This is a genomic window from Termitidicoccus mucosus (genome assembly GCF_038725785.1).
Taxonomy (GTDB): Bacteria; Verrucomicrobiota; Verrucomicrobiia; order Opitutales; family Opitutaceae; genus Termitidicoccus; species Termitidicoccus mucosus.
This window is the reverse complement of record NZ_CP109796.1, coordinates 5,721,980-5,737,303: the sequence shown is the minus strand read 5'-3', so window position 1 is coordinate 5,737,303 and position 15,324 is coordinate 5,721,980. Positions and strand designations below refer to the sequence as shown.

Below are 15,324 nucleotides of genomic sequence, written 5' to 3'. Positions count from 1 at the left end.
CGACATATATATTTCTCCCTCTTTATTCTTTCTCCCATTCTTCATTCACCCCGTTGCACGCAATACGTGGTTAAAGACAACCCCCACCTATCCCTCCCCATGCGATTGATCTCCCTCTCCCTGTTCATGTTTCATATTGTCGGTGTCACATTGGCGCAATCCTCACCCCAGGAAATGCCCGTGCCCAATACCGCTGAAACAACAAGTCTGATAACGGCAGGGGAAGGCGATGGCATTGATCCGGAATTGGCGGCGCTAAAAGCCGTGCGCGTAACGAAGCCCGGGCGGTTCGCAAGTGCGGCGGAATTTCAATCCGCCCGCACAGCCGAGGCCAGAGCTTGGCTGGAGCAGGCAGCCAAACTCCGCTCTTACCAAGAGAAGGCCGTGGCGCCGGAGAATCATCGTGAGGCACGCAAACTTGAATATACTGCACTCCTCAACGCAGCCAGGGCGGGCGATCCTTCAGGTGAGACACGCCGATTGCAAATGCTTGAGAATATACGATCTGACAAAAGCTTTCCTGCTGGCGTGCGTTGCGAAATGGTTGCGCATTCACAGTATCATAATCTCCAAAAAAGATTATCAGAGAGGAAGATTGTGCCTTCGTCTGCGGATGGACGGAGGGACTCCCGTCGGAATCAGCCGGGCACGCCGGATGAAGCGCGGGCGGAATTTGCATTTGATGCTTACTTGGCCGAATGCGAGCAGGTTGAACGCGCATTGATTGAGGAATTTCCAGATGCACCCAATGGTTACGAAGGGTTGCTGTGCATTGCCCGCGACAGCTCGCAGGAGCGGGGAGCCGCAATCGTGGCAGAGTTGATGGAGATGAAAAATCTGCCTCTCCATTTGATAAATGAATGCCGGATCATGCAGAAAAGATATGGGCTGACGGGGAGACGGCTCACCGGGCTGCTCCCGTTGACGGATGGAAAAGAGACATGGATATATAGTTGGTCGAAGGATGCCATCGGGGGGGCGATGGCTGTAAAAGCGCTAGCCGAGCGCTTTCCGGGAAAAGAATTTGTCGGGATCTGCCTGGACAAGGACACTGAGGCGGCCCGGCGGGCGGCGGAGACCGGAGGGCCGCCCGGACAACAGGTATATGATGCATCCGGTGAAATCGCGGCGGAACTGGGGCTGACCTCCCCGGCATTGTTATACATTGCCGACGAGTCCGGCTGCATCCGCTCGGTCAGCGGGATGAACGAGGCCCGCAGGCTCGTCTCAGCCCTCCCCAAAGCCGGGATATCCGGCGTCAACCCGCCTTCATCCGCCACACCATGAAAACAAAAATCACAATATTTTTGATAGTGGCGGCGGGGCTCTGCGGCGCCTCGGCCCGCGGGGAGTGGGTATATTCAGGCAGCGTGGCGATCGGCCGGCCATACACGGTTGTTTTCTATTATTCTGATTATTATCAAACCGACACACTTTGGGGAACAATATACAAGAATGGCAGCTATTGCGCCAGCGAGTATGGTTACAATTCAGTGTATATTCCAGTCTCCAGTGCTGATAACACACCGGGGCCGGCGAATTTTTCGGCCTCGGTGAGATTGCTTTCCTATCCGATACCCATTCATGAGTCCGGCATCACTGTGAATGTGTATGACCCCAACACTCCCCCTGCCATCGCCTGGGCGAATCTGCCTTCCGAGGTTCTCACGGGACAGGCATTCACACTGCGGGCTGCGGCCACCGATGCCACCGGGAATCTTGAAGCAATCCTGCTTGACCTAAACGGGAGCCCTCATCGGCACGACGGGTTTTCGGGCGGGCTGACCGGCAGCGGCTCCGGCGCGTATCTTGATTCCTACGCAATCACCGCGGGCGCCGCGGGCACCACCTACCTGTTCACCGCAAAGGCGCGGGACACAAACGGAGCCGAGTCGCTAACCATATCACACACCGTCGTCGTGGCGAATCGCAATCCCGTGATCACACTGGGCCTTGGCGGCGTGAATCTCACGGGAGGGCAAACGCATGACATGGGCATGCCCAATGGCAGCTCGCTGACCTTTTCCATCCTGGCGTCGGACCCGGATGGCAACTATCAGCGCACCCGGCTTTGGGTAAGCGTTGACGGAGGGGCGAGCTGGCAGGAAATTTATAATTCCACCACGTCCTCCGGTTCGTTTTCATACACGCTCAATTCGATCGGGACATACCATTTTCATGCGCGCGCCTATGATGCATTGGGAGCGGAATCCGGAACAGTCATTGTCAATGTGACCTCGGAGAACCACGCACCCGGCCCGTCATCCCTGACCGCAACCAAAACCGCCATGCATGTGGGCGAGACCACGACATTGACCGCAACGCTCGCCGATGTCGATGGGAATCTTAACGCTCATGGCATCTGGTGGAACCGTGGCATTTCAGGGTCGGACTGGGTTCATCCGCAAGTGGAGTGGAGCGGTGCGCAGCCTGATGCAACCGGATGGTCAAACATCTCCACGCAAGACCTGGCACCGTCAAACTCATCCAACAGCGTCATCACCGCGGACTGGACTCCCGCCGGCACGGGCACCTATGCGTTTCATTGCGCGGGAGGTGATTCCGCGGGCGCATGGGGCGGAGGCGCGGAAGTCACCATCGTGGTTTCGGACATCCCCCCCGATACCACGGCGCCGTCCGTTCCCACCGGGCTGGCGGCAAGTGCCATCGACGCCACAAGCTTTACTCTCTCATGGACGGCTTGCACGGACAATGTGGGTGTCGAGACTTACGAAGTGTGCAAGGATGGGATGAGTATAAACAACCATGTGATCGGCACCCAGATTACTGTTTCCGGGCTCCAAAGAGGCGCCTCCTATCTCATGTCGGTTCGCGCTCGGGATGCGGCAGGAAACTGGTCTGATTGGAGCGCGCCCCTCACCGTCTCCACCGATCCAAACGCCCCTGTCACTTTGCCTGTGGATTGGGCGGACCAGCACGACCTCGATCCCGCCGACACCTTGGGCGATCCCGACGGCGACGGGCTGACCAACATCGCCGAATATAACCTTGGCACCGATCCCCGCCACTATGACGCGGGAACTAGCGCGCTGGGCAACACCGTGCCGGCGGGCTGGCCCGCGCCTCTGGCCGGCGGCACCCTCGCGGTGGGCACGACGGCAGGCGAGTTCTCCGTGGATAAAAACGGCGCGGCTACCTACACTATTCCCATCGCGGTGTCCCCCGGCACGGCGGGAGTGGAACCGAAGATCACCCTGAATTACAGCAGCCAGGCGGGAGCGGGCGTGGCGGGCTATGGCTGGTCCATCGGAGGCCTGTCGGCGATTTCCCGCGGCGGACAGACGAAGTTGATCGACGGACAAACACGGACGGTGAATTTTACAAGACAGGATCGCTTCCACCTCGACGGCCAAAGGCTGATGGTGGTTGACGGCGAGTATGGCGAAAATAATTCGGAATATCGCACCGAGCTGGAATCATTCACCCGGGTGGTCTCATACGGGAGCACTGCATCCGGCATGAGTCCGGCGTGGTTCAAGGCCTGGACCAAGTCCGGCCTTGTCATCGAATTTGGCAATACGCCTGGCTCGGTTTTCCGTCCGCCACTGGCCTCCGGCGGAGGCGTTGCCGAACCTCTGTCATGGGCGGTGAGCAAAATCAGCGACACGGCGGGCAATTACATGACTTTTCATTACGAAGTGGACGCGGCTAACGGGCAACAGGTGCTGGCGGAGATAAAATATACAGGAAACGACGGGACCGGTCTTGCCACCTATGCCTCGGTCGTATTTGACTACGAAAGCAGGCCGGACACCTCGTTTGCCTATATCCACGGAGCCAAGGTGTCTTCGCTGAAACGTCTGAAATCAATAACCGCGACTCATGGCGACACCAGCGTGCGCTCCTATTCGCTCTCCTATGTCCAGCGCGCCCACAACAACCGCTCCATGCTGGCCTCCATCACCGAAACGGGGTTGGAAGGTGTCTATTACAAGCCGCTCACCTTCGAATACGGTGATCCGCCCAATGGTTTTGACACGGCGGCGTCCGCTTGGGAGCCCCCCGCCATGATTGCGGGTGCGAGCGGCGGGAATGCGCTCCCCCAGCAGGGGGTGGCTTTCATTGACCTGAACGGGGATGGTTTGGTGGATTGCGTCCAGAACATCTCCACGGGAGCCAATAATGCGTGGCTGAACACCCCGGACGGATGGACGCCTGCCAATGGCAGCAACGGACTCCCGGATTACCGCCTGCCCGTGACGCTTTCAAATAACTCGACCTACTATGCCGACACGGGGGCCAGGTTTGAGGATTATAATGTGGATGGACTCGTCGATATAATGAGCCAGGGAGGCAATGTGTGGCTGAACACTGGCTCGGGATGGCAGTTCAGCAACCGATTTTCGCTCCCCGCGAATCCTCCTTTCACCTTTAATCAGGATGATTATCCCGGGTTTGTATATTTTAGTTACATCGGACTCGCCCGTGCTCACCCGGTGATTCTGGATTACAATTGGGACGGCAGGCCGGATTTCTCGGCGAATTCGGAACATTATGTGAGTGGCATTGATATCAATACCACGGGCAATTACATGTCGGAGCTTGCCATCCCCGTGTATGACGACACATGGCTGAACCACGGCGGCGGTTCAGAGGGCGTCCGCGGCTCTGCGTGGGCGCATGCCGCCTCCCACTCGTGGAAGGACCCGTTTCAAAGAGTGGGGGAACGGTTCATCGATTACGGCGAACGCCGTGTCGATCTGGATGGCGATGGTCATGCTGATCTCATAAGGGCTCAGGACCAAGGGAGCATGTCATATATCAAAACGAGCGCAACCACATCAAGAACAGCCCCCGAATACATCCTGCCCCACCCTTTGGTCAAACGGCAGAACAGCTCTCAATATCCCTCGCTCCCCCTCGGTGGCCAGTTGGTGGACATCAATGGGGACGGACTGGTGGACTTCATCACCGCCAACAGCGGGATCTCGGGCAATTACCAGTATGCGGTGTATATGAACACCGGAAACGGCTGGATCGAAGGGCCGTCGGCATACCGAGCCCCCACCTCTCTCTATCAGAACCATGAAAGCTGGGGCGTGGTTTTTGTTGATATCAATAATGACGGATTGGTGGACTGCGTGCGGGGGCACAACACTACCCGCTCGACCTACCTGAACACGGGTTCAGGCTGGCAGTATGTCACTGATTTTGATATTCCCCGCCAATTGCACCAGGATAACCGGGGCGACGCGGGGGGCCGGTTGATTGATTTGAACGGCGATGGCGCGCTTGACATGGTCTGGAATTGGGACGGGGACAATGTGATTGCCAAAGGCGCGGTTATCAATCGGCGAGTCAACCCGGACCGTCTCGTCCAAGTCACCAACGGATTCGATGTCTCGGTCGCCATCGAGTATGCGCCACTTACCGCCTGCGACGGTGATGGCGTCCCGGTCGTTTATGAGAAGGGAGCCGGCGCGAGTTTTCCCCAATTTGATGTCGCCGGGGGCCTGCATGTCGTAAAAACCGTCTCTCATGACGATGGCGTGGATGGGACCTACGACATCAACTACCGCTACGGAGGGCTGAGGGTCGAACAGGATCGCGGCAACCTCGGCTTTGCCTGGATGCAGGCCACCGACACCCGCACGGGCATCCGCACCCGGACGCAGTTCAGCCAAGAATGGCCCTGCATCGGTTTGCCAACCGACAGCATCACGCAAACGGAGGATAATGTCATTCTGTCGCAAACCGCCACCGACTATGCCCAGCTTTCGTTAAACGAAGGCAAAACCGTCTTTCCCTATGCCGCCGAGACTATTCAAAACACCTACGAACTAAATGGCACCCTCACGTCCGAAACTGTCACCCATTACACTTACGATAATTATGGCAACGCCGTCACCATCACGACCGACACCTCCGGCGGCAACGAGGAATTTATAAAAGCCGTCACCAGCACGTATGAAAACTGGGTTGCCACCCCCTCGGCCACCGGTCTCGGCGGTTGGATGCTCGGGCGTTTGACGAGCAGCACCGTGACCACCACCGCCCCGAATCCCGACGGTGGCGGCCCGATTGTCCAGACCCGCACCTCTGATTTTGAATACGATCCCGCCACCGGCTTCCTCATCACGGAAATCATCGAACCCGGCGAGCCGGACACTTCTCCGCTCAAGCTGACCACCACCTACACCCACGATTCCTTCGGCCACAAAACCATGGTGACCACCACCGGAGCGGGCCTCGGTGCCGGACGCACCGCCACCACAAATTATGATGACCTCGGGCGCTTCCCGCAGAAAACCGTCAACGCCGTCGGGCAGACGGAAACTTATGAATATGACCCCGCCCTCGGCGTCCGGCTGTCCGCCACCGGACCCAACGGCCTTGTCACCTCATGGGAATATGACGCCTTTGCCCGTCCCGGGCGCGAGCTTCGCGCCGACGGCACCGAGAGCGTCACACACCACCGCTGGGCCGGCGCCGGCGCTCCGGAGGGGGCGTTGTATTATATCGAGACCGAGTCCACCGGTTCCGCCCCCGCCGTCACCTTTTATGACAAAATGGGCCGCGCCGTGGCTTCGTGGAGCGTCAATCCCGGCGGCCACGACGGCCTCGCCCGCATCGTCGCCACCGAGACTCATTACGACATGATGGGCCGCGCCCATGAGTCTTCGCTTCCACACTATCTCAACGCGGAAGCCAGCGGTATCGCTTGGACGCGCACGCTCCTTTACGACGACCTGGGCCGCCCGCTGGAAATTTCCACGCCCGACGATGAGGCTGGGGGAGGCGCAGTGCTCAGCTCCATCGAATACGACGGCCTCGTCACCCGCACCATCAATCCCCTCGGGCAGGTCGAGCGGGTCGCCAAAAACACCCAGGGCCAGGTTGTCACCCGCATCAACAACCTCTACGGCACCGGCGCGAACAGGGGAGAAATCCGCTATTATTACGACGCCTACGGCTCCCTCCTCAAAACCTCCGTTTACCGCGAAAATGGCACCACCGCGGCCACCACCTTCGAGTATGACAACCGCGGGCGCAAGGTCGGCATGGCCTCACCCGACATGGGCGCGTGGACGTATGCATACAACGCCCTCGGCGAGCTTGTCTCCCAGACCGATGCCAAAGGCCAGACTACGACCCTGACCTACGACGCTCTCGGCCGCCTCGCCACGCGCACCGACCGCGACGCTTCCGCTGTTATCAAGTGCGTGACCACGTGGACGTATGATAATTCCACGATCCCCGGCGGCAATAAAAGCAAGGGCAAACTCCTCTCCGTGCTGGTGCAGGCGACCGGCAAACCGGATTATCAGGAGACGTTTTTTTACGACAGCTTGGGCAGGCAGTCGGGCATCACCCGGAGCATTGACGGGAATAACTACACCATCGGCCAGGAATACGATTCCTGCGGGCGCCCCTCCGTGACGATTTATCCCGGCGGCTTCCGCGTGCGCAACGCCTACAACTCCCTCGGTGTTCTGAAGGAAGTGCGGGCGGATGGCGGCGTCATGCCGTCAAGCTGGCTCAACGACGTGCGGCCCAACCACCTTTTCTGGCAAGCCGACGCCTACACGGTGACGGGGGCGATCTCCGGCGGCACCATCGGCAACGGCCTGAGCTACGACCGCGTGGTCAGCACCGTGACCGGGCGTGTCTCCGCCGTGGTCTCCGGCATCGGCCTGGGCACACAGACGCAATACCACACCTACCATTACGATGCCCTCGGTCAGGTTATAAACCGCGCCGACCACGTGCTTGGCCGCGAGGAAACCTTCGCCTACGACGGCCTGAATCGCCTCGTGCAATGGCAGTTGCAGGCGGTTGCTGGTTCGGGTGTCACGGGCGTCCCGCCCGTGATTCCGAAAACCGTCACCATTTCCTACAACGTCCTCGGCAACATCACCGCCAAGTCGGATTACGGCGCTTATTCCTACACCAGCGCCAACAACACCGGCCCCCACGCCGTCACCTCGGTCTATGACGCCGCCGAAAACATCACGCACACCTACACTTACGACGCCAACGGCAACCTGCTCTCCGGCGCGGGCCGCGAGATGACATGGACAACCTTCAACCAAGTCGAAACCATCACGCAAGGCGCGACGGGCACCAGCTTCCGCTTCGGCGCAGGCCGCGAGCGCATCGCGCAGGAGCACAGCGACGGGACGAAGACCCTCTACATCGGCGATCTCTACGAACGGGTGACCAACACCTCCACCGGCTTCACCGAGGAAAAGTATCATGTGTATTCGCCGTTCGGCAAGGTTGCCACCCGCACCGTCCGCAGCGACTCGCTCATCGAGACGCGCTATTATCATCTCGACGGCCTCGGCTCCATCGTGGCCGTGAGCGACGAGTGGGGGCGGGTGGAAAAACGTTTCGCCTTCGACCCATGGGGCGGGCGCGAGGTGCTGCTCGACTTCCACGCCGGGCAGGGCGGCAAAGTCACCCGCGGCTTCACCGGCCACGAACACCTCGACGACTTCGGCCTCATCCACATGAACGGACGCGTCTTCGACCCCGCGCTGGGGCGGTTCCTCTCGGCGGATCCGTTCGTGGGCGACGGGGGCTCGTCGCAGGCATATAACCGGTATTCCTATGTGGACAACAACCCGCTCAACGCGACCGACCCGAGCGGGTATGTCTCGCTCAAGGAAATGCTGCCCGCCATTGTGGCCATCGTGGTTTACGCCGTGGTGACCATTTTCTGTCCTTATGCCTGGGTGGCCGCCGCCGCGGGGGGCTTTGCGGGCGGCTATACGGAGGCCAGGGTGAACGGCGCCAGTTTCTCGGACTCCGTCAAGGCGGGCTTCAAGGGGGCGGTGGTGTCGGCCATGACCGCCAGTGTCTCGGGCTATATCGGCGGGTATTTCGACGCCGCGAGAAAAGGCACGGGCATATGGTCGAATGATTTCATGAATTGGACCGGGCGCACGCTGTCCCACGCCGTGGTGGGTGGCCTGGCCTCCGAGGCGCAAGGCGGCGAGTTCCGGCATGGCTTCTACTCATCGGCGGCCTCCGCCGGAATCATGCACATCAAGGGCGTGGAGGCCTACATGGGGAAAAACACGGGCGGCTGGCATGTCGCCGGGAGGACTGCGGTCGCGGCGCTCATCGGCGGCACCGCCGCCGAACTGGCCGGGGGGAAGTTTGCCAACGGGGCGTGGGCCAGTGCGATGCAGCATTTGTTTAATGCGGAAAGCAAGAGATATAGAATAACTAATCAGGAGGAGATCACGGGCAAGGAAATTGCTGGATCAATGGTAACTGATGAAAAAATATATAATACGATAGCAAATATAGAAGAGAAAAAGACATGGGGTGATGTTTGGCGCCAAGGGATTTCAGAATTAAATCAACGACTTGCCTCTGACGGAAAGGCGATTGAAATAGCTGTTGTGGAAGATGTGATCGGATATGCACAATACATTAATGACAGGCTGAATAATTCAATCCAATATGCAGATATTATATTTCATGGGAGTGGATCAAACAGCGAAGAACTCGTGAGGATAAGAAACTCGAAAGACTGGCAATTTAAGGATAGTTCATCTAGGTTGGGTTTTGAAAGCTATACTAAGCGAGCATTTGGGACAATATCACCACATTATACATTTTGCAATCCGAGATCGAAAGCATATGATTACGCATTCCCCGTGGAACGGTTTAATGGATTTTTCTTTAACAAAGGACCCTTTCAAACAAAATGAATTTTGTGAAATACATCGTCTTATTTATAATTTTCAATATCATGGCTATAGCATGCACGTCATGCAATGAACATGCTCGCGAAAGCATTGCTCATATGCAGGGCCAAGCGCAATCGCGGCTCATAAAGCGCATTTTTAATGATACTAAAATCAATAAAAATGAATTTCTCGACAAGGACTCCGTCGTTAATAAATTAAACATGAAAAGAGAATATGAACTAGATGTAGAAATTATAAAAAAATGGCATGATGCAATTCGGGCGGGAAATAAAGAAAATGGTGGCGTGGGTTTGCATATAATCAATTGCAGGATATCAATTATATTCTGGGAGCGTGTTTACGGCACGACATTAACACATCAATTTAACTTTTCATATGATGAAAATAAAAAACTCATTGATTATAATTTCTCTGATATTACTAGAGTTGGCTTTTAGGGACAGGCCGAGAGTGCTTAATAAGTGACAGGCTAAAAACGCATGGACAAATTTCAGGCTTTTTCCAATTTCCCATGAGAACCGCGCGCCTCAAAAAGAGCCACGGTGTCAGGCCTTGCTTTTTGCAAACGTTCATAGCAGGGACTGGTTAAAAATAAAACCCCGAGAACCCTGTAAATGAGTATATATAAATATAATAATGAAAATGAGCAACCCGAATGGGTCAGCCCAGCCTAACCCCGTCGCTCTTCTCCAACCGCAATCACAAATCCACCCTGTCATGAAACCCCACCTGCCCAAACTGGCCCTGTTATTCATCGGACTGCTCGCCACCGGAGCAATGATGTCCGCGCAAACCGCCGGCTTCGTCAAAAAAAACAGCGGCGGCGTGACCGCCGGCGCGAGCTTTTCGCGATTGACCATCGACCAGATGCCCGTCGGCGCAACAATCAAATCCAAGAGCGGCTTCCTGGTCGGAGCCTTTGCTGACTGCGCCCTCCACCGGAACTGGTCGCTGGTTCCCGAACTGCGCTACATCCAGAAGGGCGGAAGGTATGAGACAAGCATGCAACGCGTAAAAATCAAACTGGACTATGTGGAGGCACCCGTGAACGCGGTTTTCAAAATCGACATGGGCGACGGCGGCAAAGCCCTGCTCTTTGGCGGCGTCTATCTGGCCTGCAATGTGAATGCCAGGGCGGAAATTGGCGGACGAAACGAGGACATTGATGACACCAACTCGCTCGACTACGGTCTGAACCTCGGCACGGGCTATCAATACGGCAGGTTTTGCCTGAAACTCCAATACAGCAAGGGGCTGGCGAACATCAGCGAGGATCCCGGCCTCACTGTCAAAAACAATGCATGCATTTCGGTGTCGGCCGGCTGTTCGTTCTGAGCATAAAGAAGCCCGAGGACGGGGCGGATTTGGCCACTTTTTGATTTTCCACATTCATTTTCACCATGAGAACCGATCACATCAAAATAATCTCTGTTAATGATGCGTCCACACCGCCATCTTTCTTCTTTCCTCCTTATCTTTCCCCTCCATGCGACTGCCCCCGTGGGCCGGGAGGAAAGGGTGAAGAGAAAGAGAAAAGAAGAAAGATGGCCGATTTGTTTCAGTTCGCATTCTGAGCCCGCCCCTCACCATGAACCCGCCCCCCGCTCCTGCTCCCCACATCCAATCCCCGGACACCGAAACCATCACCCGCCAGCAATGGAAATGGTCCGCGCTCGCCGGCATGGCATCCTACCTCGATGCCGGCTCCATCGTCGCGCTCGGCGCCGGGCTGGCCCTCTTCCAAAGTTATCTCAACCTCACCGACGGCATGATCGGCGTCCTCGCCGCCATCGGCCCCAACGCCCTCGGCTGCGCGCTCGGCGCGGTCTTCGGCGGCTGGCTCGGCGACCGGCTGGGACGCAAGTTCATCTATCAATACGACCTCATGGTTTACGCCGCCGGCATCCTTTGCATCGCGCTCGCGGTGAACTGGCCGATGCTGCTCGCCGGCACCTTCGTGGTCGGCGTGGCGGTCGGCATCGACGTGCCCACCTCGCTCGCGCTGGTCGGGGAGCTCGCCCCGGCCAAGGCCCGCGGCAAGCTCCTCGGCTTCACCCAGGTGGCGTGGAGCCTCGGCCCGGTGATCGTGCTGCTGCTCGCTCTGGTGCTCGCGCCGCTCGGGCTGCTGGGCATCCGCCTTGTCTTTCTGCAACTGTTCGTGGCCGCCGTCGTCACCTGGGCGTTGCGCCGCGGACTCGCCGAGTCCGCGCGCTGGAAGGAAGCCGCGCAAAAAACACCCGAGTCCCGCCGGCAGGTGCGCGCCCTTTTTTCCGGCGCAAACCTGCGCGCGCTCGCATGGACGGCGACCATCTATCTTTTCTGGAACCTCGCCGCCGGCACCGCGGGCATTTTTAATCCCTACATCATCAGCACGCTCGATGCCGGCAGCCAGGCCGCCAGCGTGGGCCTGTCCAGCGCGAGCTTCATCACCGCCATGATCGTCACGATCACGGTCTTCATGCGGTTCTCCGACCGCAGCCACCGGACGCGCAGGCTCCTCTGGGGCATCGGCGCGATCATGCAGGTCGCCGGCTACGGCATCTTCCTCGTCCTGCCGTTCACGCTCTCCACGATTGTCTTCAACATCGTCTTTTTCGCGGGCGGCGGCGCGCTCGCCGGCGAGGCGTTCTACAAGGTTTTCAGCCAGGAGCTATTCCCCACGATGCTGCGCGGCACCGCGCAGGGCATCACCTTCGGCGTCGCGCGCGCCGTCCTGGCGTTCTGGAGTTTCTTTGTGCCGATGCTGGCCCACGCCGACATCCGTCTGGTCGCCGGCCTGCTCACGCTGTTTCTCCTGATCAGCGGCGTCACCGGCTTCTTCTTCATGCCCGACACCTCCGGCAAATCGCTCGAGCAAATCGAGGCCGAGCGCGCCTGATCTCGTTTTTCTCCCATGCCTTCCCCGACCGCCATCTCCCATCTTCGCTGCGAATACCTTGAAAACCCGCTCGGCATCGACGAGCCGCGTCCGCGCCTGGGCTGGCGGCTCGAATCAAGGCGCCGCGGCGCGCGCCAGACCGCGTATCGTATCCGTGTTTCAACTACACAGGAGGGGCTCGCGGCCGGCGACGACGCTCTCTGGGATTCCGGCCGGGTCGAAAGCGACCGCGCCGCCCACATCGAATACGCGGGCAGGCCGCTCGCCTCGCGCGACACCTGCCACTGGCGCGTCGAGGTCTGGGACGAGACCGGCGCCTCCGCGCTTTCCGCGCCCGCGTGCTGGACCATGGGCCTGCTGGCCGCGTCCGACTGGCGGGCGCGCTGGATCGCCGCCGATCCCGAAATCATCCGGCGCGATCCCGCCGCCATCGCGCCCACGCTCACCGAGCCCGGCACGCTGGCGGTATTCCGGCGCGAGTTCACGCTCGACCGTCCCGTCCGGCGCGCGACGCTCTACGCCAGCGCGCGCGGGTTGTTCGAGTTCCACGCCAACGACCGCCGCGTCGGCGAGGACATCTTCGCCCCCGAGTGGACCGACTACGACAAACGCATCCACTACCGCGCCTACGACGTCGCCGCGCTCCTCGCGCCGGGCCGCAATGTCCTTCAGGCCGTGCTCGGCGACGGCTGGTGGAGCGGTTTCGTCGGCTGGCAGGAGACGCGCGCCCGCTACGGCTCGCTTGAAAACAGCCTCCTGGCCCAGCTCGAAATCGAACTGGCCGGCGGGACGCGGCTCGTGATCGCCACCGACCGCTCCTGGCAGTGCGCGACCGGGCCGGTCCTGTTCTCGGACTTCATGATGGGCGAGAGCTGCGACGCCCGCCGCGAGCCGCACGACTGGCTGCCCGCCCGCGAGGTCGCCGCCCCCGCCGCCGCCCTCGTCGCCCAACGCTCCGAGCCGGTGCGCTGCACCCAGGAAATCGCCCCTGTTTCCATGGACGAAGTCGCGCCCGGCATCTTCATCTACGACCTCGGGCAAAACATCACCGGGCGCGTGCGCCTGCGCCTCGACTCCGCGCCGGCCGGCGCCCGCATCGTGCTCCGGCACGGCGAGCGCCTGAATCCCGACGGCACGCTCTACACCGAAAACCTGCGCCGCGCCAGAGCCACCGACACCTACATCGCGCGCGGCGGCGGCACGGAGCTTTTCGAGCCGCGTTTCACGTTTCACGGTTTCCAATACGTCGAGCTCACCGGCTTCCCCGGCACGCCGCGCATGGACACGATCACGGGGCGCGTCATTCACTCCGCCACGCCGCCGGCGGGCTCGTTCGAATGCTCGCACGCGGGCGTGAACCGCGTGTGGCTCAACGCCGCGTGGTCGCAGCGCGACAATTTCCTCAGCGTCCCCACCGACTGCCCGCAACGCGACGAACGCCTCGGCTGGATGGGCGACGCGCAGGTTTTCATCCGCACCGCGACCTGCAACATGAACGTCGCCGCCTTCTTCACCAAGTGGATGACCGACGTCGAGGACGCGCAGACCCCCGACGGCCTTTTCCCCGACATCGCCCCGCGCCTCCGCGAAGGCGAAAATTTCACCGGCCTCGACGACCTCTGCGGCGGGGCCGGCTGGGCCGATGCCGGCATCGTCGTGCCGTGGACCGTCTGGCGCGTTTACGGCGACCGCCGCATCATCGAAAAACACTGGCGCGCCATGACCGCGTGGCTCGATTATCTCGAGCGCACCAACCCTGACGGACTCCGCACCCGCGACCTGCGCAACAATTACGGCGACTGGCTGTGCATTCCCACCGACACGAGTTTCCGCACGCACTCGCCGATGAAAAACCTGCTCGCCACCGCCTGCTGGGCCGATGACGCCGCGAAGATGGCCCGCATGGCGCGCGAACTCGGGCGCGCCGATGAAGAGCGCCGTTTCACCGCCATGTTCGAGCGCGTGCGCGCCGCCTTTCAACGCGAGTTTGTCCGCTCCGACGGACGCATGACCGTCGAAACCCAAACCGCCTGGCTCCTCGCGCTCGCCTTCGACCTCGTGCCCGCGCATCTGCGCAACGCCGCCGCCGCCCACCTCGTCGAAAACATCCGCGCCCTCGACTGGCACCTCAGCACCGGCTTCATCGGCATCAGCCATCTGAATCCCGTGCTCACCCTCGCCGGCCGGGCCGATGTCGCCTACCGGCTGCTCCTGCGGGAGACCTACCCGTCCTGGCTCTACCCGGTGCTCCACGGCGCGACCACGATCTGGGAACGCTGGAACGGCTGGACCGAGCAGGACGGTTTTTTCGAGCCCTCGATGAACTCCTTCAACCACTACTCGCTGGGCTCGGTCGGCGAATGGCTCTTCCGTCACGTCGCCGGCATCGAACTCGATCCGGATGTCGCCGGTTATTCCAAATTCGTGCTGAAGCCCTTCATTGGCGCCGGGCTTGATTTTGCGCGCGCCTCCCACCAGACGCTGCACGGCGAGATCAGGAGCCACTGGCGGCGCGTAGGGCCTGACCTCGCGTCAGGCCGCGCAGGTGGCCGCCTGACCTGGGAAATCACCGTGCCGCCGAACACGAGCGCGCGGGTTTTTATTCCCAGCGAGCCCGGCACGCCCGTCGGCACGGACGGCCTCGCGCCCCTTGGCCGCGAAAGAAATTTCATCCTCTGCCTCGCGGAGGCGGGCACCTATGCCTTCACGAGCACATTCGATCCGGCCCGCGCCGCTTTGCACCCATGAAATCGCTTCGCG

Annotated in this window: 6 protein-coding genes; all 6 read left to right on the top strand. The window is 60.0% G+C overall.

Annotated elements, in window-relative coordinates; all coding sequences use genetic code 11:
- The first annotated feature begins 105 nt into the window (after nucleotides 1–105).
- The 6 genes from OH491_RS20060 (at nucleotide 106) to OH491_RS20035 (ending at nucleotide 15,312) form a co-directional block, all read left to right on the top strand.
- Nucleotides 106–1,287: a hypothetical protein gene (locus tag OH491_RS20060; RefSeq protein WP_342750654.1), complete on the top strand. Its 1,182-nt coding sequence runs from the start codon at nucleotides 106–108 to the stop codon at nucleotides 1,285–1,287.
- Nucleotides 1,284–9,686 (top strand): RHS repeat-associated core domain-containing protein, encoded by an 8,403-nt coding sequence (locus OH491_RS20055; protein WP_068769920.1) that lies wholly within the window; start codon nucleotides 1,284–1,286, stop codon nucleotides 9,684–9,686. Before OH491_RS20060 ends, OH491_RS20055 begins: the two co-directional genes overlap by 4 nt.
- A 5-nt stretch (nucleotides 9,687–9,691) precedes the next feature.
- On the top strand, nucleotides 9,692–10,123 hold the full coding sequence (locus tag OH491_RS20050; RefSeq protein ID WP_342750653.1) for a hypothetical protein: 432 nt from the start codon (nucleotides 9,692–9,694) through the stop codon (nucleotides 10,121–10,123).
- A 280-nt stretch (nucleotides 10,124–10,403) separates the two neighbouring features.
- Nucleotides 10,404–11,021: a porin family protein gene (locus OH491_RS20045; protein ID WP_068769921.1), complete on the top strand. Its 618-nt coding sequence runs from the start codon at nucleotides 10,404–10,406 to the stop codon at nucleotides 11,019–11,021.
- A 253-nt stretch (nucleotides 11,022–11,274) separates the two neighbouring features.
- Nucleotides 11,275–12,564: an MFS transporter gene (locus OH491_RS20040; RefSeq protein WP_068769922.1), complete on the top strand. Its 1,290-nt coding sequence runs from the start codon at nucleotides 11,275–11,277 to the stop codon at nucleotides 12,562–12,564.
- 15 nt (nucleotides 12,565–12,579) lie between these two features.
- Entirely contained in the window at nucleotides 12,580–15,312 is a 2,733-nt protein-coding gene (locus OH491_RS20035) for an alpha-L-rhamnosidase (protein ID WP_068769923.1), read from the top strand.
- The last annotated feature ends 12 nt before the right edge of the window (nucleotides 15,313–15,324 follow it).